The sequence below is a fragment of the Ruegeria sp. C5 genome (genome assembly GCF_056537605.1).
In genome coordinates, this window is the sequence record NZ_JBQFRX010000001.1 from 1545151 (window position 1) to 1566935 (window position 21785).

A 21785-nucleotide genomic window follows, 5' to 3' on the forward strand; every position below is an offset into this window, starting at 1 on the left:
CAGGAGCAGCTAAATGGTCATGCTGCGCTACGCGGTGTATCGCTTTTTCACGATGCTACTGACATTGCTGGTGGTGTCGGTTCTGATTTTCGTGATCATCAACCTGCCCCCCGGCGACTATCTCAGCAACCAGATCGCCGAACTGCAGGCTTCAGGACAGTCCGCCGGTGTCGCCAAGGCCGAGTTTCTGCGCAAGGAATACTCATTGGACCGGTCGTTGCCCGAGCAGTACCTGATCTGGATGGGCTTCTGGCCCGGACCGCATGGGTTCGAGGGCCTGTTACAGGGCAATTATGGCTGGTCCTTCGAATTTGACCGCCCCGTGCGCGAGATCGTGGGCGATACGCTCTGGTTGACGGTTGTGGTCAATCTGGCTGCCATTCTATTCGTCTATGCCGTTGCTCTGCCATTGGGGGTCATCGCTGCGGCCAGATCACGGACGTGGATTGACTATACCTCGGCCTTTGTAGGCTATCTGGGTCTTGCGACCCCGAACTTCCTGTTGGCGCTGATCCTGTTCTACTATGGCCATCGCTATTTCAACCTGCCCATCGGCGGACTAATGGACCCTTCCTTTGAGGGACAACCGATGAGTTGGGACAAGTTGAAATCCATCCTTGTCCACCTGATCGTTCCGACCTTCGTCATCGGAACCTCGGGTGCTTCGGCCATGATGCAGCGCCTGCGCGCCAATATGCTGGATGAACTAGGGAAACCTTATGTCGAAACAGCAATCGCCAAGGGCATGTCCCCATCGCGGATGCTGACGAAATACCCATTGCGCGTGGCCTTCAACCCGTTTGTCGCCGACATTGGAAACCTGCTGCCCTCGATGGTTTCCGGGTCGGTTTTGGTCTCGGTGGTTCTGGGTCTGCAAACAATCGGCCCGACCCTGCTGACTGCCTTGAAAACGCAGGACCAGTTCCTGTCGGCCTTCATTCTTATGTTCGTGGCTCTGCTGACCCTGATCGGCACCATGATTTCCGATATCCTGCTGGTCATGCTTGATCCGCGCATTCGTTACGAGGGGCGCGAAGCATGACCGACAAACCCGATGGTCGCTATGTCGACGACGCACCATTTGACCCGCAGGCCTCTATTCAGCAGCTTGAGCGCGCAGATCTCGATGCCCCTAATTGGGTGCTGGTCTGGCGCAAGTTCAGGACCCACAAGCTGGGTCTGATTTCTGGCCTCTTCTTACTGCTCTGCTACTTGATGCTGCCTTTTGCGGGCTTTATTGCCCCCTACGGCCCCAATGATCGGAACGGAGAGCACCTGTATGCTCCACCCCAGTCGGTCAACTGGTTTCATGAGGGGAAGTTCATCGGCCCCTACGTTTATCCAATAGTTGCAGAGGCGGACCTTGAAACTTTCCAGTGGAAATTCGTCGCTGACACGGAAGACCCGCGCCCAATCCGGTTCTTCTGCGAAGGGTCAGAATACAAACTCGCAGGCCTGATAAAATCCGATACGCACCTGTTTTGCGCACCCGAAGGGGCCACGCTTTTTCTGTGGGGCTCGGACCGTCTGGGCCGCGATGTATTCAGCCGCATCCTATATGGCGCGCAACTGTCGCTGACAGTGGGCCTGATCGGCATTTCGGTATCCTTCTTCCTCGGCATCCTGTTCGGATCAATGGCCGGGTATTTCGGAGGGCGCATCGACTGGACCATCAACCGTGTGATCGAAATCCTGCGCTCGCTGCCGGAACTTCCCCTCTGGCTGGCCTTATCCGCCGCGGTGCCATCAAATTGGAGCCCGGTCGCGGTATTCTTCATCATCTCGATCATCCTCGGTATTCTCGATTGGCCAGGCCTTGCCCGATCTGTCCGCGCAAAATTCCTGTCTCTAAGGGAAGAGGAATACGTACGTGCGGCCGAGATGATGGGCGCAAGTTCCGGTCGTGTGATCCGAAAGCACCTGCTACCCAATTTCATGTCGCATCTGATTGCCTCGGCCACGCTATCAATCCCTGCGATGATCTTGGGCGAAACCGCCCTCAGCTTCCTTGGCCTTGGACTGCGGGCCCCGGCGGTCAGTTGGGGCGTGATGCTGAACGATGCGCAGAACCTTGCTTCGATCGAGATCTATCCATGGACCGCAATTCCGATGCTACCGATCATCGTCGTGGTGCTGGCCTTCAACTTCCTTGGCGACGGGCTGCGCGACAGTCTTGACCCCTATCAGCAATGAGCTTGCTGTCCGCCCTCCCCTCAACTGACACCTACAGAGTCAACGGGGCGGGTGCGCGGCCAAGCGCCTTCGCGGTCTCGGAGCTGGCGACGGCCAGTTTTGCGGCAGTTGGGCAGGAGCTGTCGCGCCTTGTGACAGCCTTGAACCTGACGCATACACCTCCGGAGGTGGCCGTAGATCATCGACTGGCCTCCTTGTGGTATGGCTTTTCCTTCAAACCCGAAGGGTGGGATATGCCCAGCCTTTGGGACGCGATTGCTGGCGACTATCAGGCCTCTGATGGGTGGATCAGGCTGCACACCAACCTGCCCAGTCATCGCGCCGCCGCCCTGAACGTTTTGCAAGTCGCGTCGGACCGTGCGCTGGTATCGCGCGCGGTTCGGGATTGGAGCATCTCTGAACTGGAAGCCGCGATTGTCGCCGAGGGCGGCGTCGCTGCCGCAATGCGCAGCCGCTCTGAGTGGCATGACCATCCGCAAGGACGCATATTGGCCCGCGAGCCGTTGATCGGATGGCAGGGGCCACGCAATATTCAGCTACGTGATCGGCCTCAGGCGACTGCCGCGCGACCTCTTGCTGGGCTGCGTGTGCTCGATCTGACCCGCATTCTGGCCGGGCCCGTCTCGACACGAACACTCGCGGGATTCGGCGCCGAGGTCCTGAGGATCGATCCACCCGGCTGGGATGAACCTGGCGTCATTCCTGACATTTCTCTCGGCAAGCACTGCGCCTATCTGAACCTGAAATCACCCGATGGAAAAGCAAAACTGCAAGAGCTGCTGGCCCAAGCGGACATACTTGTCCACGGGTATCGGCCCGGCGCTTTGGACGCACTCGGTCTGGGCAAAAACATGCGGGATCAGCTTGCCCCCAACAGGGTTGAAGTCACGCTCGACGCCTATGGCTGGCAAGGACCATGGGCAGCGCGCCGCGGTTTTGACAGCCTTGTACAGATGAGTTCCGGAATCGCACATGCAGGGATGGGTTGGGCGGGGGCCGACAAGCCAACTCCGTTGCCCGTTCAGGCACTGGATCACGCAACTGGTTACTTGATGGCAGCCGCCCTGCTCTCGGCGCTCGCCGAAGCCGCATCTGGACACGCTGTTATGGATGCCAGGCTCTCGCTGGCGCGCACCGCCGAATTGCTGGCCACCCTCGCCAAGAGCGAGCCCGGTGACGAAATTACCGAGGCGCTGCCTGTCGATTATGCGGATGCGCTTGAACCTTCCGGGTGGGGGCCCGGCTATCGATTGAAGCCGGCGCTAACTGTTGGATCCGCAAAGATGCACTGGGCTTTGCCTGCGTCCAAACTGGGAACTTCGCAGCCCACTTGGACGTCACTTACCGCTTAAAGCTGCCCCCGCGCGGGACGCGCGGCCCGGCCCAACGCTTTGGTTGACGTCTCGCCAGAGACGCAAACCAAAGGGGCGGGAGCCCTCCTAGCGATCATCACCACCGCCGGGGCCGATATCGTCCAGATAGTCTTCGTCAATCGCGGCCTGAACGGCCCCTGTGACAGCCTCGCGTTGTTTGGGGGTCAGGTCCTCGGCCTCTTTGTCATCCGCCAGTCGCACGGTGACTTCCCGATGCGCAAACCGGATGCCTTCACGGGCAAACAGCTCACGAATATCCTGATAGACTTTCTTGCGCACCAGCCACTGATCGCCCGGCTTGGTCATAAACTTGACCCGGATAATCATCGCAGAATCCTGCATTTCGATCACACCCTGCGATTTCAGCGGCTGGATGAAGTTATCACCAATCACCGGATCGCTCAGCAGCTCTTGACCCAGCTTCTTGATCAGCTTCCGCACCTTTTCGACATCGGTGTCATAGGTCACCCGCAACGGCAGCTTCATGATTACCCAGTCGCGGGAATAGTTTGTCAGAACCTTGATCTCTCCAAATGGGATCGTGTTGAGCGCACCAAGGTGGTGGCGCAGTTGGAAGGACCGGACCGATATCTTTTCGACCGTCCCCTTTACATCACCGATGTCTATGTATTCTCCCTTGCGGAAAGCATCATCCATCAGGAAGAACGCACCCGAGAAGATGTCGCGGACCAAGGTTTGCGACCCGAAACCAACGGCCAGACCCACAACACCTGCACCGGCAAACAGCGGGCTGACATTGATCCCCAGTTCCATCAATACAATCAGCGCGATGGTCACAACGACCACAGCCAGAATGGCCCCGCGGAACAGAGGCAACAAAGTTGCAAGACGGCTCTGCCCGCCTTCGCCTCCTTCGTCGCCCAGCTCGGCTTCAGCACCGCCGTCATCCGTCTCTTCCGCGATCTTGCTATCGATCCAGACGCGGAAGAAGTGAAACAGAATGTAACCCATAAACAGGATCACCATCACATCCAGCGCCCGCTCGATAGGCAAGTCATCCGACCAATTGGCCTGCGGGTTCCAGATCACTACCAGCGCATAGAGACCCACCACAAAGGCCAGAATGCCTGCCACACGACGGGCAAGGTCTTCGTACGTCAGAATGGCGTGTTTGCGCTTTTCGGCTTGCGGCGTATCAGCCACCAGCTCATCCTCGATCTGCTCAGCCGCTTCTGCGTCGGCATTCATCACCTCAATTCTGCGATTGCGATCAAAATACCTTTCAAGCAGATAGTTCATCGCGCCGTAGGCCACGACGACGGACATAAAGATGGCATAGCTGCTGGCCACGATCGGGATCGAATCCTGAACCTCGAGCACCAGATCAACGGCCAGTTTGAACCAGCTGAACACCATATAAAGCACCAGAACCGGTGCCCAGGCGAAAGAGATGAACTTCAGTATCCAAGACACCTGATCCGGAGCACGCCCGCCACGAATGGCGTTCGAAATCGCGCGTGCATTGAACAGGATCATCAGTATGTTGCCCAGCGCCCCGATCAGCGTCAGGCTACCATAGACCATGGCATAGACGTTATAGTTCAGCCCAAAATCCGCGACCCATGTCGAGAACAGAACAACCGAGATGTCATAGGTCGCCAGTGCTGACGCCCAAACATACAGGCGCTTGGCGTCCCGGTCTGAAAAAGGCGGCAAGCGATACTGGCTGAGGTAAGGCGACAGAACCATCCGCCACAAGTCCGAGACGGTGCGCGAGAGGAAGAATGCGGTAAAGATTGCCGTAACGGTAAACTGGATTGATATGTCTTCCGCTTCACCAAAGAACAGATAGCCAACGATCAGCGCCATGAGCATGGCAAAGATCGTTCCACCAATGCCCATCACGAAACGATACACAAGGAAAGGCATCTTCTCACGATAGCCAACCGGGTTTTCCTTGATGCGCGCAACCACCAAACGCTTCGCGATGCGCTTGCCGTAGATTTCGATCGACAACCAACGCCCCAGCAAAAGGAACAACACGTTCAGGACCAACACCTCGACATAGGTCTGGATCCGCCCGTCCGGACTGGTCTGTCTGAGGATGTATTGCACCTCAAAGACCGAATAGGGCAGCGCCTCCATCCGCGAGCGCACGGAATCCCGGAACTTTGAGAACCGCTCTTGCGCCTTCATCAGCTGAGAACCCTCAGCCATGTGATCAATGCTATCTGCCTCGGGCGTCGCGTCACCGCTATTGCCTGCTGCCGATACAACCTGCCCGGCGCTGTCGATTACGATTACGCTTGCGCCCGCCTCGGAAGCGGATCGAATGGCCGCCGCCAGATCGCTGTCAGCGGCAGAGCTTGAAGAACTGTCTTCATCGCTTGATCCTATTGGGTATCCCGGAATAAGCGAAGTTTGCGCAACCGCGTCGGTTGCACTGGCCAGCATCGCCGCCCAAATCACCAAAATCAGCCCGGCCAGAACATTCATTTTCATCGTATATCGCATCCAATTCGTAGCTGCGTCCAAGACTATAGAACCTCAGAAGGCTGTTCAAATCATCCGCACACGCGGTGTCAACATCGTGAGAGCCCGTGTTCCTGACGCAATGGATGGGATAAAGTGTTTCCAAGACAACAAAAATTGAATATGACCACCTAAGGCGTCCAGCCTCCGAATTGGCTTGTGCATGAAGAACCATCGGCCTGCATATCGCAAGGTGCGCCTGTTGCCGGCGGTGGCATTATGCTGTTGCCAATTCGCAATGTTTGGCGCATTTGGACGGCGGAATCTGTGCCTTTGGCAAGAAGGTCTGGCAGAATTACGATAATCAGGTGCAGACGCGCGGAGTTGCACCGGAACCGAAACAGGCGAAGGCATGAGCCTAGGGATCAAAAACGAAAATCACGGCCGCGCACCGCGCATCCTGCTATATAGTCACGACACGTTCGGCCTGGGTCACCTGCGCCGGTCACGCGCGCTGGCTGCGGCCATAACACAAGCCGATCAACGCGCTTCGGCCCTCATATTGACCGGTTCACCCATTGCCGGACGGTTTACTTTTCCGCGTCGCGTTGACCATGTCCGTCTACCCGGGGTCACCAAACGCGCCGACGGCTCGTATGCTTCGCAGACCATCGGCATGGGCATCGATGATGTGACCGAGTTGCGCGCAAGCCTGATCCAGACATCTGTCGAACAGTTCGACCCCGATGTGCTGATCGTCGACAAAGAGCCTACCGGTTTTCGCGGTGAGCTGCTGCCGACGCTTGAGTATCTTGAAAACTCCTGCTCAACCAAATTGGTTCTGGGCCTGCGCGACGTTCTGGATGAGCCCGAAGTACTGGCCGCCGAATGGGAGCGTAAGGACGCGATCTCGGCGACTGAACGATTCTATGATGAGATCTGGGTATATGGGTTGCGATCGGTCTACGATCCTACACAAGGCCTTCCCCTCAGCCCGGCGACGCAACAGCGCATTCATTGGACAGGGTATCTACGTCGCGATCTTGGGCCGGTTGGTGAGCCACCAGAACAACCGTATATCCTGATCACCCCTGGTGGTGGCGGCGATGGCAAGGCGATGGTCAATTTGGTGCTGTCCGCATATGAAAAAGACCCGGATCTGTCACCCCGCGCTGTGCTGGTCTATGGGCCCTTCCTGTCAGGCGAACTACGCGAAGATTTTGAAACCCGTGTCGCCGCCCTAAATGGCCGTGTGACCGCCGTTGGCTTTGAATCGCAGATCGAGACGCTGTTCGCTGGCGCCGCCGGTGTGGTCTGCATGGGCGGATACAATACCTTCTGCGAGGTTTTGTCCTTCGACAAACGCGCCGTCATTGTTCCGCGCACGACGCCGCGGTTGGAGCAATGGATTCGTGCCTCGCGCGCCGAGGATCTGGGTCTGGTACGCATGCTGGATGAAAACCGTGACGGTCTGACAGCGGATGCAATGATCCGCGCGATCCGCGCCTTGCCCCATCAGCCGCTGCCTTCGCAGGCCATTCGCGCAGGGCTGTTGGACGGGCTAAGCTACGTCACTCATCGCATAAACGCGCTGCTAGGCGCGGAACAAGAGCGCGCCACCGGATGACGCGCGAACCCCCCAAGCTGGCGGTGCTGGTCAAAGGCTGGCCGCGCCTGTCCGAGACGTTCATCGCGCAAGAATTGGTGGCCTTGCAGGAGGCAGGGCACAGCTTCGATATCTGGTCGTTGCGCCATCCGACCGATACCAAGCGCCATCCTCTGCACGATCGCTTCAAGGGGCAGGTGCATTACCTGCCGGAATACCTTTATGAAGAGCCTGAGCGGCTGGCGACTGCGCGAGACATTGCAGCTCGTCTGCCCGGATACGCGCAAGCTTACCAGGTCTGGCGGCAAGACCTTCGCCGAGACCCGACTCACAACCGAATTCGCCGGTTTGGTCAGGCCTGCGTATTGGCCGCTGAGCTGCCCGATCAAACGCGGGCGCTGTATGCGCATTTCATGCACACTCCGTCTTCGGTCGCCCGCTATGCGTCTATCATGCGCAGCCTGCCCTGGAGTTTTTCGGCGCATGCCAAAGATATCTGGACCTCACCAGACTGGGAAAAGCGGGAAAAGCTGCAACTGGCCTCTCACGGCGCCATCTTCGGGGCAACCTGTACCGCCATTGGTGCCGCACATCTGCGCGAACTGGCTGATGATCCTGCGCGGGTAGAACTGATCTATCATGGGCTGGACCTGTCGCGGTTTCCTGCACCTCCCCAGCAGTGTTCGCGTGCAGAGGATGCACCCTTTCACATGCTGTCAGTCGGGCGTCTTGTCGAAAAGAAGGGCTTTGACCGGCTTCTCCAAGCTTTCGCGCTACTCCCCAGATCGCTGAATTGGCATTGGACCCATATCGGCGGCGGAAATCTGGGCGATGAGTTGAGCGCACAAGCCGATGCCGCAGGGATTTCCGATCGGATCACGTGGATGGGGGCTTGCGATCAACCGGAAGTCATTGCCGAGATGCGCCGCTCTGATCTGTTTGTCCTGCCCAGCAGAATTGCTGCCGACGGCGACCGCGATGGTTTACCCAATGTTTTGATGGAAGCCGCGTCCCAGCGCCTCCCGATCCTGTCAACGCCGGTGTCAGCCATCCCGGAGTTCATTGAATCCGGTATTCACGGTCAGTTGTCAGCAGATGACCCGACCTCTCTTGCCTCGGCTATTGCGGGTCTCGCCCGGAACCCGACCAGAACGGCCGAGATGGCTGAGGCCGCGTATAACCGGTTGATCGCCGACTTCCGGATGGACCCGGGCATACGTCGCTTGTCCGAGCGGCTCAGCGCCTTGTGCGCGGACGAGCCCTGATGGCGCGGGTGGCTTTCTATGCACCGATGAAGTCCCCCGACAGTCCCAAGCCCTCGGGTGATCGCGAAATGGCCCGCAACCTGATGCAGGCCCTCGGCGCTCAGGGAGACATTGTTGAGCTGGCCTCGCAATTGCGGATTTACGACAAGGCAGGCGACCGGGCACTTCAGGACGAATTACGTCGCAAAGCAACGACCGAGGCTGCACGACTGGCTGAGGAACTGCCCTCTGACACGAACCTGTGGGTGACTTATCACAACTACTACAAGGCCCCCGATCTGCTCGGCCCGGCCGTGAGCCGCGCAAGAGACATCCCGTATGTGCAGCTGGAAAGTACCCGCGCCACCAGCCGGCTTGCAGGCCCATGGGCTGATTTTGCGCAAGCGGCGCATGACGCGTGCGACAGCGCGCAGGTGATTTTCTACCACACTGCCAACGACCTGATCACGTTAGAACGGGAAAGGTTCGGTACGCAGGCGTTGGTGGAACTGCCTCCGTTTCTTCCCATCACGGAATTGCCCCCTGTTTCGACCCGTGATGGGCCGATGCTGACCGTGGGCATGATGCGGCCGGGGGACAAGCTGGCCTCGTACGCCATTCTGGCCGACACGCTGGAACATCTGACAGGGGATTGGGCGTTGGACGTGGTAGGCGATGGCCCGGCCCGATTGGAAGTCGAGGCGCTGATGGCGCGGTTCGGACCTCGTGTCCGGTTTCTGGGTCAGCTGGATCGGGACACGTTGCAGGCCCTGTACCGCCAGGCGTCCTTGTTCGTTTGGCCCGGGGTCAACGAAGCCTATGGAATGGTCTATCTTGAGGCCCAGGCCTGCGGCGTTCCCGTCGCAGCACAAGATCGCCCCGGTGTTCGTGATGTGCTGATACCTTCCGATCATCCCGATACCGTATCGGGTGCCAAAGGGTTGGCCGCGCGTATACAGAGGTTTCTGGACCATCCCGGCCTGAGCCAGTCTGAGGGCAATCGTGCCCGCGCCTATGTCGCGCACCGCCATCTGATGCCATCCGCCACCGAGCGGTTCTGGACCACTGTGCGCCCATTGTTGGAGAAAAACCGATGACCCGCCTCGCCCTTCTGCGACATGGACACACGGATTGGAATCGCGCGGGTCGCATTCAAGGGCGCAGCGACATTCCGCTGGATGCCGACGCCCGGGCTGAACTTGCGGGGTATTGCCTTCCTTCGCCATGGATCGCAGCATCAATCTGGTCCAGCCCGCTAAGCCGCGCGTCTGAAACAGCGCAGTTGGTATCGGATAAAGCGCCCAAAACATCTCAGGCGCTGACTGAGATGAATTGGGGCGATTGGGAGGGACGGCGCGGTGCCGAACTGATCGAAATCCCCGACAGCGGTTATCGCCACATCGAAGACTGGGGCTGGGATTATCGGCCACCGGGCGGTGAAAGCCCGGCTGAATTATGGGCAAGGCTTAATCCATGGTTGACCGAGTTGCAGGGAGACAATCTTGCGGTCTGCCACATCGGAATCATGAGGGTGATATTGGCCAAGGCCTGGGGCTGGAATTTTGCCGGCCCCGCGCCGTTTAAGATCAAGCGCAACAGACTGTTTATCGTAAACCTGGACGAAATGCGGCCTGAACCCGAACCGGTTCGATTGATTGCGCGTGAGGTTTGACCATGAAGGTGATGATCGTTGTTACACATCTGTTAGGGACCGGACACCTTAGCCGGGCCCTTACATTGGGGCGCGCGTTCGCCGAACAGGACCACGAGGTGTTTGTAGTCTCGGGTGGCATGCCTGCGCCTCAGCTTGGCACACGTGGATTATCATTACTGAATTTACCGCCGCTGCGGTCTGATGGCACCGATTTCACCCGCCTGCTTGATCAGAATGGCGCTGTGGCCGACTTGGCCTACTTCGCTGCGCGCACAAACGCCCTGACGCAGGCGGTAAGCAGCTTCGGGCCGCAGGTTCTGATCACCGAGCTTTATCCGTTCGGGCGGCGCTCTTTGGCCGCGGAGTTCAAATCTGCAATGAAAGCCGCACGAGACCTACCTCGGCCACCCGTCATCCTTGGTTCGATCCGTGACATTCTTGCGCCGCCATCGAAGCCCGCAAAGGTAACCCAAACGGATGAGGTTATCGCAGAGTTTTACGACGGCGTTCTGGTCCATTCCGACCCCAAGATCACCGAACTTGAAGTCAGTTGGCCTGTCTCGGATCAACTGGCATCGCGCCTGCATTACACCGGTTTCGTGGCCCCAAGTGCTGCGCCAAGTCATCCGGATGGCATAGGCCAGGGCGAGATATTGGTCAGCGCAGGTGGCGGGTCGGTCGGCCAGCCGATCTTTCAAGCGGCCATCGAGGCCGCCCGAAAGATGCCCAACTGGCGCTGGCGCCTGTTGGTGGGCGGGCAGGATGCCAATGCGCGGATCGCCGAGCTTTCGCAAATGGCCGAGGGTTCATCGGTTCTTCTTGAAACCGTCCGCCCTGATTTTCGCCAAATGCTGCCGCTTGCCGCCGCCTCGGTCAGCATGTGCGGTTACAACACCGCCATGGACCTGCTGCAAAGCGGTACCCCGGCGGTTCTGATCCCCTTCGATGATGGCAAAGAGGTTGAGCAATCTTTGCGCGCGCGATCTCTTTCGCAGTTGAACGGGATCGAGGTGCTTAACAGTTCTGACCTGACCGCCGGCTCGCTGGCCAATGCGCTGGAGCATGTCATTTCGAGTGTTGAACGCCCCCCGATGACCGAAGGGTTTGATGGCGCGCGCCGGTCAGTGGATATTGCAGTGAGCTTGTACGAGGCCAGCCGATGAGGCCTGATTGGCGCCCCTTGCAGTCAGAGTTGCGGCGCTGGCAGGATGCAGGATTGACCCTGCCCTTGTGGTGGCGTGATGACGATGCAGTTGCAGTGACACCACAGATAGAAAAGCTATCGGCCATGTCAGACGAGCTCGGCCTGCCAGTCCATCTGGCGGTAATCCCGCGTGAGGCGCAGACGGCGCTGGCAGAGTATGTGTCGGATCAGTCTGTTTTGATCCCGGTTGTGCATGGCTGGGCGCATCAGAACCACGCGCCTGCAGACGAGAAGAAAGCCGAATTTCGCCTGCACCGGCCCCTTGAAGCGGTAGTTGCAGATGCCGAGGCTGGATTGTCCCGGCTGCGAGGTTTGTTTGGTGCGCACCTGCGACCGATGTTTGTTCCGCCATGGAACCGGATCGACTCCAAAGTCGCCATGCAGCTTCACGGGCTGGGCTATCGGGTTCTGTCGACGGCTACCCCCCGAAAGATACTGCTCGCAGCGCCCGGCCTCGCGCAGGTAAACACACATCTCGATCCAATCGACTGGCGCGGGACGCGCGGTTTAATCGACCCTGACAGACTGATCGAACAGACGGTTGAGCTGCTGCATGACCGACGCACCGGTCGCGCAGACAATGCCGAAGCATTTGGGGTGTTGACGCATCATCTGGCCCATGATCAGGACATCTGGACGTTTACACAGGATCTGTTGCACAGGCTGCTTGATGGACCGGGCACACCCTGGACCGCACCACGCAACTGAACTCGCAAGGAGAGCCCGAATGAGCCGACTGGATTCCATGCTGCGCCGCCTGACGGCGCAACGCGATGGGCTAAACTGGGCCGCCGCACAGATCGGCACCATGGAAGGGGACGTTCTGGACCTGGGGCTAGGTAACGGACGTACCTATGATCATCTGCGAGAGATCCTGCCCTCTCGGCGTATATGGGTGATGGATCGCGTTTTGCAGTGTCATCCCGACAGCACGCCACCGGCACAGGATTTCCTGCAGGGTGAGGCCGAGCCGATGTTGCGTAAACTGGCGGACGCAGGCCAAACAATCGCGCTGGCGCACTACGATTTCGGCCGCGGGATCAAGTCCGAAGATGTTGCGGAAGCGGCGCGCCTCAGCCCTCTGATCAAACAGGTCATGCGACCCGGTGGGTTGTTGATTTCAGGGCAACCGTTGGCGGGTTTCGCGCAGATTGAAGGCCCCGAGACCATCGCGCCCGATCGATATCTTTTCTATCGCGCCTGAGTAGGCTTTGAACTGGCGGGTTTGTATATTGAATCTATCGATCAGATTCACCGCAGTCAGGCCTATGCATTGACGCGAGTCGAGGGTATACGCCACCGCAACAGCACACCCACATGAGGCCAGTCATGAGCTTTGACCGTTCCATCAAGATCGCTCCCTCGATCCTGTCAGCCGATTTCGCAAATTTCGGACAGGAGATTCAGGCCATCGAAGCGCAAGGGGCGGATTGGGTTCATGTAGACGTGATGGACGGCCACTTTGTCCCAAACCTCACTTTTGGTCCCCCAGCGGTCAAAGCGTTTCGCCCACATGTTAAGACCGTCATGGATGTGCATTTGATGATCACTCCGGTCGATCCTTATATTCAAGCCTATGCCGATGCGGGCGCTGATGTGCTGACCGCGCACGTCGAAGCGGGGCCGCATTCGCACCGCACGCTGCAGGCGATACGCGCTGCGGGAATGAAAGCAGGGATCGCGTTGAATCCCGGGACGCCCGCCGAGGCCGTCGAGCACCTGTTGGACCTGACTGATCTGGTGTGCGTCATGACCGTCAACCCCGGCTTCGGGGGGCAAAAATTCATCGACATGACCGCAAAAGTGCAACGTTTGCGCGAGATGATCGGCGACCGACCGGTGCATATCGAAATCGACGGCGGTGTTGATCCCAAAACAGCCCCTCTGGTGGCCGCTGCAGGCGCTGACGTGTTGGTCGCCGGATCAGCAGTTTTTAAAGGCGGGTCAGTTTCAAACCCGTCGGTCTATGGCGACAATATTCGCGCTGTGCGGACTGCTGCCGAAGGTGCACTGGGTTAAGTTAACAACAAACCCTCCCGCCAGTCGTCGACGTTTCTTACGAAACGCCTCCTCCTGTTGGGCCTGGCATCGCGCTTTGCGCGATGCCGGGCCCAAGGCGGCTAGCAATATTGGCGCAGCCAATGTTGCGCAGGCGCGGGAGCCTTTGCCCCGAGACTTCAGGCACCTTTGTTGAGATCATCAAAGCAGCGGTTCTCGGCCACCAGTTGTTCAAGCAGGGGTGCAGGTTGCCAGAAATAGGCATCTTCTTCAGCCCACTTGCGGATATCGTTCAATACGCCCGGCAAACCTTGCAAATCTGCCCATTTCAGCGGCCCACCCCAGTAGCGCGGAAAACCGTAGCCATAGAGCAGCGTAACGTCCACATCCAGCGGTCTACGCGCGATGCCGTCGCCTACCACCTTCGCCGCCTCATTCACCATCGCGACCATATAGCGACGGATGATCTCCTCATCCGTAAACGCGCGTGGAGTTATGTTCTGAGCCGCACGCTCGGCTTCGATCAATGATGTCAGCTCGGGGTTCGGCTCTCCACCCCGCTTGCCATTTTCATATATGTAATAGCCCTTGCCGGTTTTTTGGCCGAAATGTCCGGCCTCGCACAGCTTGTCGGCATAGAAACTGTCGCGAACGCGTGGATCCTGGCCTGCGGCCCGTTTCCGCTTGCGCGCCGCCCAGCCAATGTCCAATCCGGCCAAATCTGACACTGCATAGGGGCCCATCGCAAATCCAAACCCGGTCAGCGCAGCATCGATCTGGAATGGGCTCGCCCCATCCAGCACCATGTGATCAGCACAGTTCCGATATGTGCCCAAAATCCGATTACCTATGAACCCGTCGCACACACCTGCCCGAACGGCCACCTTGCCCAACCTCTTGCCCAACGCGAAACCCGTTGCCACAACTTCGGGCGCGGTGTGATCCGCCACCACGATCTCAAGCAGTTTCATCACATGTGCTGGGGAGAAGAAATGCAGACCGATGACATCCCGTGACCTTTCGGTCGATCCGGCAATTTCGTTGATATCAAGGTATGAGGTATTGGTCGCCAATACCGCACCGCTTTTGCAGACCGCATCCAGTTGCGCAAAAACCTTTTTCTTCACTGCCATGTCCTCGAACACGGCTTCGATCACCAGATCAACGCCACTCAGCGCGTCATAGTCGGTGGCCAGAGTCAGCCGGTTCTGCAGAATATCATCATGTTTGTCCTGGCTCAGCTTTCCGCGCCTCACGGCGCCAGCCAGATTTGCCGCGATACGATCTTTAGCGGACCGCGCTGCCTCGTGTGACATCTCAAGCAGCACGACAGGAAGTCCCGCCAGCAGAACTGAGGTGGCAATCCCTGCGCCCATCGTACCGCCGCCGATGACGCCAACCTGTTGCAGATTCCGCGGCTCGACCCCATTCAACTCAGGCAATTTTGCAACCGCACGCTCCGCAAAGAATGCGTGGATCAACCCTTTGCGCTGATCCGAGGCCATCAGGTCCATGAATAATTCCCGTTCGCGTGCCAAACCGGATGCAAAATCCTCGGCCTCGCAACTGGCTTGTATTGCCCGCACTGCAATCGCAGGCGACAGTTGGCCCCGGCCCGTCTTCAGCACCGCGTTATAGGCCGCATCAAAATCGATTGGGGCGGGCCGGGCCATATCGCAAACAGGACGCCGTGCTGCATCAGTTGAAAGCAGCTCTCTGACATAGGCCAGGCCGATCTCGCGCGGATCACCATCCTGAACTTTGTCCAGCACACCCATCTCAAGCGCTTCTGGAGCTCGGACGTGCCGCCCCGTCGTGATCATGTCCAATGCAGCCTCGGCTCCGGCAACACGCGGCAAGCGCTGGGTGCCGCCAGCGCCAGGAATGATACCAAGATTAACCTCGGGCAACCCCACCTTCGCAGACGGCACGGCAACGCGATAATGACAGGATAAAGCAACCTCAAGCCCACCACCAAGCGCGGTTCCATGCAACGCAGAAACCACCAGCAAGGGCGACGCCTCAATCCGATCACAGAGTGCGGGCAGCCACGGGTCCTGTGGCGGCTTGCCAAACTCGCGAATATCTGCGCCTGCGAAATAAGTCCGCCCCTCACCATAGATCAAAACCGCGCGCGCGCCCTCTGTTTCGGCGCGTTCGATCGCCGACAACAAACCCCGGCGCACATCCACGCCCAGCGCGTTAACAGGTGGGTTCTCAGCCGACAAAACGGCGATATCGCCCACTTTCTCATACCCGATGACTTGGGTCATATGATCGTGCCTCCTCAGACGAAATGCGATGCCAGTAGTAAATCGGGGAATCCCCGGACACGGCGCGATCAAAGACTGGCCCGGTCTGCGTTCGTATTCAACTATATTTTCGACCGATCGTTCGGTTTATTTGATTTTCTCGGATTTAGTTCCATAATCACGCGGTTCATGCCCGGAACCAACCTTTTACGTTGCGGTAGAACTTGCTTCGCGGCCTCAGAGCAACGAAGCGCAAAGAACTGCAGTGCTTGGTCTGAACTCGCACGGAACCCGAGGGCGCGATCCAAATGGAAACCCAGCTAACAGGGCCTTAATACTTGTTTGGGAAGTTCTGGTAGCGGAGGAGGGACTTGAACCCCCGACACGCGGATTATGATTCCGTTCACCTACTGATTTCGCTGTAAGTCTCTACAGTCTATGGCCGTCCACAATTATCCGACCCTACCCCAATTTAGTTTGTAAATACCGAGCTCTATATATTTTTCCCCGAATAGTTATTGTCTACAGTTGTCCATAATTGTCCGCCACAATCCAGTTGATTTTGTCCCCATGAGTCCCCCAGAGCGATGAAGAAGATGTTAACGAACAGATACCTTGAAAACCTTACCACAGCTTGGATTGGCACGCGTAAATCGAATTGATGATGAGGCTGAATCCGACTTCCGGCAGCGTGTTCACTTGGAATCGGTTCAGACACGTTCGGGAAATGGTGACCCATTCTATCAACAGTTGGATACTCCGACGCTTGAAGCGTGCGGAGAAGCGCTTGATGCGTTCATTTCAGCGCACGATCCGAATTTGTTAGCCGAACTCGAAGGCAATGGAGGTTCATATGCCTAATCTAACTAACCGACTACAGAAGCTCGAAGTGCATTCATTAAAATCGAAGGTACACTACACATGGGTGGAGCCGGTACTGACCGAAGAGCAACTTAATGCCCATGTCCAAGAAGTTCGGTGGAAGAAAGGCCTGTCGGACGATACTAAAATCATCGCGTTTCGTTGGATGTAGTCAGTGGTTTGAAGCTGGTGACGCTTTGCAGTTTTGTTGCTGCATATTTAAGCGAGAAAACAAGGCTATCTCCCAAATACTACCGACACGGGGCGGCTAGAACCATCACCCAGATGCGATCCGCCGCCTCGTATAGCGCGAACTCTTCGGCCTTGCGTGACAGCATATTAGCACGATGCCCCCGCGATTGCGCCCAAGCTGACATCACAGCGTCCAAACCTTTCTGCCCCTTGGCGATGTTCTCAGCCACAAAACACCATTCGTAGCCTGCCTTGCGCACCCTTTGGTCCACGTCAGACCCATTGGAGCCGGTATGCGAAAAGAACCCCTTCTTCACCATGTCCTCAGCATGAGACTTGGCGGCTTTCTCCAACTTCCGACTATAGACTAACCCTTGAAGCCCTTGGCTTTTGCGAAACGTGTTTAGTTCGTCCGCTGCTATAGGATTTGCAGCGAGTGGCGCGGGCAAAAGAATCGCCAGAATCAACAACAAACGCGTCAGCATTTTTCCACCAGGTTCTGTCTATAATGGCCCACGCGGGTTAATTGAGAGCATGTTGATTTCTCGCACTTCTTGACGATCTTAAGCTATCGCACCAAAGATTCAATTTCCTAGAGGGTAGCCCCACAGGCTGGAGTTACGACGCGTCAAACTCGTACCCCCTCATTGAAATCGCTAATCCCATCACGACGCGCCGCACCTGTTTGGTATCGGTGCAGCGTGTTTGAATTGTGTCTGAGATAAGAAAATAAGGGGTCTACGGGAATCCCCCAATTTTGGACAAGGCGCTAACGGGGTAGATTGGGTTTAACGGAACAACACTACCACTCCGGATACCCCCTCAAGAGAGAGGGGCTGGCTAAGACCCCCTCATCCAGCCCCTCACCACCTTCACTCTCAATCATTTGTGAGACGGTGGGTTCTTCCCCTACCCCCGAACCGGGAGGCCAGTGCAGTATACCACAATTGGCCCGCCATATTCAGCCCGCTATAAATGGGGGGTTCGGCACGCCAATTGTTAGAACGCATAGATATCTTCGCTATCACATCAACTTAGTCGGATTTCGGCTTTGAGCCTACTACTACCGTCTCGGTGATTTTGCGAGCACGGTAGATACGGCGCGCATTTTTCTACTTCTTGTTATCGCAATTGCCCCCAGCACTAAGGTACATGCAAAAGCTTGAGGCAAAGAAATGGCTTCTCCAAAGGCAAAAAATCCAACGGCAAACATCGTGGGTAACTCGATGCTCCCGACTACAGCAGTTTTGGAGGCTCCGATGACAGGTGAACAAATCGTATAGATAAGCTGGGACACGAATGCGGTGACAAGTCCAATACCAACTATGAGAAGCCAATCGAATTTTTCACTTGGGAGAAGCTCTCGAACTTCGGCGCCAAGGATGGGCGGCGCAATGCCAAGAACGGACCCTAGAGAAACTGACGCCATACGCGCTAACGGCGCAATCCGTGACAACCTGTGCACCAAGACACAAATTCCGTAGCCAAACCCGAAAGGAGCGGCAAGTGATATCAGCAGCGTTGGTACGTACCCTGTAGGGACTGACACGGGCGAGCCAGCAATGAAAGCCGCGACCAAAATCAGAGAGCATAGGCCAACATGGCGCGTCGCGTGGGTGCATCGCCAAACACAGCCCAGGCGATGACTAGGGTAAACACCGGATAGGTCATGTAATGCACACCCACTGTCGAAACGGGCAACTTCTCCAGCGCCGTCACCTATCCGATCCAACCAAGTCCTATCATGGCTCCGGCTGACAGGCCCCAAGTTATCTCTCGCCATGCTTTTCGGTGCAGGATGAGAACAGGAAGCAGAGGAATTGCCGCAACAATATAGCGATAAAATGCGACAGCATAAGGTGCGACGCCTTGTTCGGTCAGGCTGCGGCTAAAAATAGTGAACCAGTCCGAAACAGATTGAAGCAAAAAGAACACCAATAATCGCAAATGCTTAAGGGATCGACGGTCGATGTCGCGCAGATGTCTTTGCCATAGTTTGGAGCTATCACGCATTTGCTATTTCTTTTTAGACATTCGACGAGCCACAGCTTTGTCCTGCGTAGCAGCTTTTGCGTCGCTCCCATTTTGCTGACTTTAAATGTCTACTTCGAGCCCAAAGCGGTAGTACGTTGTCTGCACCATTCGCTTATGCTGCAACACATTGGTCGCAGTCATTAGGTGCGTCGCAGAAGAAAAGCAGCCAATCTTTGAGAAAGTTCTCTATTTTTCTGTGGTACAAAGACAATCAGTCTTAGTGACTTCGAAAACGCGCTGCCTGAAAGACGGCAGAATTTTTTCTCTCACGACTGGTAGACACTATCGAGACAACCAAGTGAGAACGAGTTTTGCACTAAAACGCCAATGCCCACCCCTGGTAACACTAAGTTCAAATTGTCGTCCCAATGATGTGTATAAAATAGGCTGAAAGTTCTTTTGCGAAGAGAGCGGTCATCAATCGTTGTAACTTGCTGATCGGCTCAGAATAGGAACTAAGTTAGGCCGTCTCTATGGCGATCACAGACACATTGTCCCCAGCGCCCCCATTAAGTGCAAGTTCTACCAAATTGTCCGCAGCCTTTGCAATCGGAGACACTGACAATTTAAGACACAACGCCGAAAGTTCACAAGAGTTAACGAGCCCATCAGAACATAGAAGAAATCGGTCGCCGCGTTGTATGGCACCCTCAACCGCGTCCAACTCAAGCGCCGAACCTACACCAACTGCACGCGTGATGATGTTTGATTGTGGATGATTGGTCGCTTCACCCCAACTAAGCTCACCCAAGGCAACAAGATCCGCGACCAGTGAGTGATCCGAGGTCAACAACTCAAGATTCTGATTGCGCATTCTATAAAGTCGGCTATCACCGGCCCAATAGCAAAGGAACCAAGTATCAGCGACTAGCAGTGCGACTACTGACGCACCAATAGTGCATTCAGAGCTTCTTACGCTCTCTTGCCGGACAGCCCCATGAGCGTTCACAAGCGATTTCCGAAGAATTTCTGCCTGTTTGTAGGGATCCTGGCACAAGGCCATCTCAGCGGCGCTATCCACAACCGATTGCGCAGCAAAATCGCCCAAGTTATGTCCACCCATACCATCAGCGATCACCCAGACCCGGTGCTCTGGAAGTGCAAGAAGGCGATCCTGGTTGATATCACGTTCTAGACCAACATGTGTCGCCGAGCTGAAACTACACTGGAACATGGGTTCTTTTCCGAAACACTGCCGACCCTTCAACGGCGTGCCGACAAGGAAGATCGATTAAAAACATCTGCTGGCAACTCTGCGATTTGAGTATTATGGAATAGCTTCTCCTGACACTGTGTCGCGCAGTGTTCTTGTCTGTGAATATCTAATCACGGCTTGCCTAGACTGTGTAAAAGGGACGCCAAGTGACACTGCGCCATTGCCGATCAATGTCACACTCTCGCGTCTAGCCAATATCTCCCTGCCTTCTTCAAGACGAACGAAGCTGCCTAATGAACTGTGGTCTCTCAATACCACGATTCCATTCATTAGGGACACTGTGGCATGTTGCCGTGACACCCAAGGTTGCGAAACAATTAAATCGACATCGATGGATCGTCCCAGAGACATTTCTTGCCCTTCAGACAACTCCTTTATGATGGAGTTATGGATCAGCTTGAGACGCAGCGCTCGGATTGACGCCGAAGAGGAGTTGGCAATGATCATTGTCTGTTCGGCCGGATTTTCAGCCAGATGTGAATAGACTTTCAGTCGCTTGCTCAGCCCTTTGAGGCTCAGAGTATCCACTTCTCGCAAGGTCTTGCGGTTAGACATGTCAAGCTGATCGAAAAAAAGTTCATGAACTAGCACTTCATGTGATTTGGCAAGTGACGCAAGCCGCGCTGCCGTGTTGACAGGCTTTCCGTAAATGTCGTCGGGCAAGCGCAGCATCCTGCCCCAGCTAAGCCCTGCATGCACCTGGAGTGTATGTTCACTGGTCCTTCTTGTGGTCGCTTTGGCCGCTTCAAGAGCGGCATCAGGGTTTTTGAAGAACGCAAGAACATCGTCGCCTTTGGAATGGAGAAAATCACCACCCAGATCACAGACTTGCTCACGTATTTCCTCGAGACAAAGACTAATTTCTCGATACGCTTCTTGCTCTCCCACTTTCTCGAAAAGCGGAGTGCTGTTGGACACGTCTGCCATAAAAGCCGCGCCGACAACTTGCATCTGTCATTCTCCCTGACGACCGGCCCTTGAAGCCCCGAAAACAGGCAACTAGGGATTTTTCGGGCCTTGTGATACTCTCACAAAATCAAACTTTCAGCAATTGCATTCGAAGGGGGCGTAGTAGACCATGCCGTATTTTGGAATGATATCTGTATTCACATTGATCATCACAACCGGTTTTTACGGGCACGCTTTGGCGCAAGATTCCAATGCCTGCCCGGTGGACGGTTGCGATGTGGAAATAATATCGGTTTCTGGTCAGGATGGCGAACTGGCAGTAACTTTGAAGGCAAATTTTGTCCCAGACATCTCCAAGAATCACTTTCACATCTGGTGGGGCGAACTTTATGACGTGAGGCAGGTAAGCAACAATGCAGAGACCGTCTACAATATGTCACAAGGCGATTGGCACCCAACTGACGCCTATCCCAACTACACGACGACTGGTGTTACTTCAGTGTCGCAGCGCAGAGGGGGCGTTTCGTTGTGCATCTCTGCGGCAGATCGAAACCATGACATAGTTGACCCCGAAGTTTTCCACTGCGTCGACGTGTCTTCAAACTTCTGACGCGGG

At 56.3% G+C, this 21785-nt stretch carries 19 protein-coding genes; 12 read left to right on the top strand and 7 right to left on the bottom strand.

All coding sequences use genetic code 11. The features are described 5' to 3' along the window. Positions 1 to 13 precede the first annotated feature (13 nt). The 3 genes from ACR0AW_RS07810 to ACR0AW_RS07820 are packed head-to-tail and all read left to right on the top strand — an operon-like array spanning position 14 to position 3545. A complete protein-coding gene (locus ACR0AW_RS07810) occupies positions 14 to 1042 on the top strand; it encodes an ABC transporter permease (protein WP_170397654.1) in 1029 nt (342 codons plus the stop codon). Beyond that, the gene (locus ACR0AW_RS07815) at positions 1039 to 2193 is read left to right on the top strand and encodes an ABC transporter permease (protein WP_170397657.1); all 1155 of its coding nucleotides are present in this window, start codon (positions 1039 to 1041) and stop codon (positions 2191 to 2193) included. The genes ACR0AW_RS07810 and ACR0AW_RS07815 overlap by 4 nt, the downstream gene beginning before the upstream one ends. Next, positions 2190 to 3545, top strand: a complete 1356-nt coding sequence (locus ACR0AW_RS07820) for a CoA transferase (protein WP_170733313.1) — start codon at positions 2190 to 2192, stop codon at positions 3543 to 3545. Before ACR0AW_RS07815 ends, ACR0AW_RS07820 begins: the two co-directional genes overlap by 4 nt. Positions 3546 to 3632: 87 nt before the next feature. Here ACR0AW_RS07820 and ACR0AW_RS07825 read toward each other — a convergent pair whose 3' ends face one another. Further along, a complete protein-coding gene (locus ACR0AW_RS07825; protein ID WP_170733314.1) occupies positions 3633 to 6029 on the bottom strand; it encodes a mechanosensitive ion channel family protein in 2397 nt (798 codons plus the stop codon). A 382-nt stretch (positions 6030 to 6411) separates the two neighbouring features. Here ACR0AW_RS07825 and ACR0AW_RS07830 point away from each other — a divergent pair, with 382 nt between their 5' ends. The 8 genes from ACR0AW_RS07830 to rpe all read left to right on the top strand — a co-directional run bounded on the left by ACR0AW_RS07830 (position 6412) and on the right by rpe (position 13726). Beyond that, on the top strand, positions 6412 to 7626 hold the full coding sequence (locus ACR0AW_RS07830) for a hypothetical protein (RefSeq protein WP_170424455.1): 1215 nt from the start codon (positions 6412 to 6414) through the stop codon (positions 7624 to 7626). After that, complete coding sequence (locus ACR0AW_RS07835; RefSeq protein ID WP_170733315.1) at positions 7623 to 8870, top strand: glycosyltransferase family 4 protein; 1248 nt, start codon at positions 7623 to 7625, stop codon at positions 8868 to 8870. The genes ACR0AW_RS07830 and ACR0AW_RS07835 overlap by 4 nt, the downstream gene beginning before the upstream one ends. Continuing rightward, entirely contained in the window at positions 8870 to 9946 is a 1077-nt protein-coding gene (locus ACR0AW_RS07840; RefSeq protein WP_170733316.1) for a glycosyltransferase, read from the top strand. Before ACR0AW_RS07835 ends, ACR0AW_RS07840 begins: the two co-directional genes overlap by 1 nt. Beyond that, positions 9943 to 10521, top strand: a complete 579-nt coding sequence (locus ACR0AW_RS07845) for a histidine phosphatase family protein (protein ID WP_170733317.1) — start codon at positions 9943 to 9945, stop codon at positions 10519 to 10521. Before ACR0AW_RS07840 ends, ACR0AW_RS07845 begins: the two co-directional genes overlap by 4 nt. A gap of 2 nt (positions 10522 to 10523) precedes the next feature. Then, positions 10524 to 11666, top strand: coding sequence for a glycosyltransferase (locus tag ACR0AW_RS07850; RefSeq protein ID WP_170733318.1), 1143 nt, complete (start codon positions 10524 to 10526; stop codon positions 11664 to 11666). Next, positions 11663 to 12415: a polysaccharide deacetylase family protein gene (locus ACR0AW_RS07855; RefSeq protein WP_170733319.1), complete on the top strand. Its 753-nt coding sequence runs from the start codon at positions 11663 to 11665 to the stop codon at positions 12413 to 12415. The genes ACR0AW_RS07850 and ACR0AW_RS07855 overlap by 4 nt, the downstream gene beginning before the upstream one ends. A gap of 19 nt (positions 12416 to 12434) precedes the next feature. Next, entirely contained in the window at positions 12435 to 12911 is a 477-nt protein-coding gene (locus tag ACR0AW_RS07860; RefSeq protein WP_170663930.1) for a class I SAM-dependent methyltransferase, read from the top strand. A gap of 125 nt (positions 12912 to 13036) precedes the next feature. Beyond that, on the top strand, positions 13037 to 13726 hold the full coding sequence (gene rpe / locus ACR0AW_RS07865) for a ribulose-phosphate 3-epimerase (protein ID WP_170511244.1): 690 nt from the start codon (positions 13037 to 13039) through the stop codon (positions 13724 to 13726). A gap of 158 nt (positions 13727 to 13884) precedes the next feature. Here the strand turns inward: rpe and ACR0AW_RS07870 are convergent, their stop codons facing one another. The 6 genes from ACR0AW_RS07870 to ACR0AW_RS07895 all read right to left on the bottom strand — a co-directional run bounded on the left by ACR0AW_RS07870 (position 13885) and on the right by ACR0AW_RS07895 (position 21211). After that, positions 13885 to 15978: a 3-hydroxyacyl-CoA dehydrogenase NAD-binding domain-containing protein gene (locus ACR0AW_RS07870; RefSeq protein WP_170733320.1), complete on the bottom strand. Its 2094-nt coding sequence runs from the start codon at positions 15976 to 15978 to the stop codon at positions 13885 to 13887. A gap of 1091 nt (positions 15979 to 17069) precedes the next feature. Beyond that, on the bottom strand, positions 17070 to 17495 hold the full coding sequence (locus ACR0AW_RS07875) for a CAP domain-containing protein (protein ID WP_480438842.1): 426 nt from the start codon (positions 17493 to 17495) through the stop codon (positions 17070 to 17072). 1096 nt (positions 17496 to 18591) lie between these two features. Beyond that, positions 18592 to 18729 (bottom strand): hypothetical protein, encoded by a 138-nt coding sequence (locus ACR0AW_RS07880; RefSeq protein ID WP_480438844.1) that lies wholly within the window; start codon positions 18727 to 18729, stop codon positions 18592 to 18594. Further along, positions 18730 to 19023, bottom strand: a complete 294-nt coding sequence (locus ACR0AW_RS07885; protein WP_480438846.1) for a hypothetical protein — start codon at positions 19021 to 19023, stop codon at positions 18730 to 18732. It abuts the gene before it with no gap. A gap of 481 nt (positions 19024 to 19504) precedes the next feature. Further along, the gene (locus ACR0AW_RS07890) at positions 19505 to 20218 is read right to left on the bottom strand and encodes a protein phosphatase 2C domain-containing protein (RefSeq protein WP_170733321.1); all 714 of its coding nucleotides are present in this window, start codon (positions 20216 to 20218) and stop codon (positions 19505 to 19507) included. Positions 20219 to 20311: 93 nt separating this feature from the next. Beyond that, on the bottom strand, positions 20312 to 21211 hold the full coding sequence (locus ACR0AW_RS07895) for an adenylate/guanylate cyclase domain-containing protein (protein WP_170733322.1): 900 nt from the start codon (positions 21209 to 21211) through the stop codon (positions 20312 to 20314). 127 nt (positions 21212 to 21338) lie between these two features. On the opposite strand from ACR0AW_RS07895, the gene ACR0AW_RS07900 reads away from it, so the two are divergent. Then, a complete protein-coding gene (locus ACR0AW_RS07900) occupies positions 21339 to 21779 on the top strand; it encodes a hypothetical protein (RefSeq protein ID WP_170733323.1) in 441 nt (146 codons plus the stop codon). The last annotated feature ends 6 nt before the right edge of the window (positions 21780 to 21785 follow it).

Coding starts and splice junctions, on each gene's coding strand:
- ACR0AW_RS07825 (WP_170733314.1), bottom strand. CDS start 6,029: ATGAAAATGAATGTTCTGGCCGGGCTGATTTTGGTGATTTGGGCGGCG.
- rpe (WP_170511244.1), top strand. CDS start 13,037: ATGAGCTTTGACCGTTCCATCAAGATCGCTCCCTCGATCCTGTCAGCC.
- ACR0AW_RS07900 (WP_170733323.1), top strand. CDS start 21,339: ATGCCGTATTTTGGAATGATATCTGTATTCACATTGATCATCACAACC.
- ACR0AW_RS07850 (WP_170733318.1), top strand. CDS start 10,524: ATGAAGGTGATGATCGTTGTTACACATCTGTTAGGGACCGGACACCTT.
- ACR0AW_RS07815 (WP_170397657.1), top strand. CDS start 1,039: ATGACCGACAAACCCGATGGTCGCTATGTCGACGACGCACCATTTGAC.
- ACR0AW_RS07835 (WP_170733315.1), top strand. CDS start 7,623: ATGACGCGCGAACCCCCCAAGCTGGCGGTGCTGGTCAAAGGCTGGCCG.
- ACR0AW_RS07840 (WP_170733316.1), top strand. CDS start 8,870: ATGGCGCGGGTGGCTTTCTATGCACCGATGAAGTCCCCCGACAGTCCC.
- ACR0AW_RS07845 (WP_170733317.1), top strand. CDS start 9,943: ATGACCCGCCTCGCCCTTCTGCGACATGGACACACGGATTGGAATCGC.
- ACR0AW_RS07830 (WP_170424455.1), top strand. CDS start 6,412: ATGAGCCTAGGGATCAAAAACGAAAATCACGGCCGCGCACCGCGCATC.
- ACR0AW_RS07860 (WP_170663930.1), top strand. CDS start 12,435: ATGAGCCGACTGGATTCCATGCTGCGCCGCCTGACGGCGCAACGCGAT.
- ACR0AW_RS07875 (WP_480438842.1), bottom strand. CDS start 17,495: ATGCTGACGCGTTTGTTGTTGATTCTGGCGATTCTTTTGCCCGCGCCA.
- ACR0AW_RS07870 (WP_170733320.1), bottom strand. CDS start 15,978: ATGACCCAAGTCATCGGGTATGAGAAAGTGGGCGATATCGCCGTTTTG.
- ACR0AW_RS07885 (WP_480438846.1), bottom strand. CDS start 19,023: ATGCGTGATAGCTCCAAACTATGGCAAAGACATCTGCGCGACATCGAC.
- ACR0AW_RS07895 (WP_170733322.1), bottom strand. CDS start 21,211: ATGCAAGTTGTCGGCGCGGCTTTTATGGCAGACGTGTCCAACAGCACT.
- ACR0AW_RS07810 (WP_170397654.1), top strand. CDS start 14: ATGGTCATGCTGCGCTACGCGGTGTATCGCTTTTTCACGATGCTACTG.
- ACR0AW_RS07890 (WP_170733321.1), bottom strand. CDS start 20,218: ATGTTCCAGTGTAGTTTCAGCTCGGCGACACATGTTGGTCTAGAACGT.
- ACR0AW_RS07820 (WP_170733313.1), top strand. CDS start 2,190: ATGAGCTTGCTGTCCGCCCTCCCCTCAACTGACACCTACAGAGTCAAC.
- ACR0AW_RS07855 (WP_170733319.1), top strand. CDS start 11,663: ATGAGGCCTGATTGGCGCCCCTTGCAGTCAGAGTTGCGGCGCTGGCAG.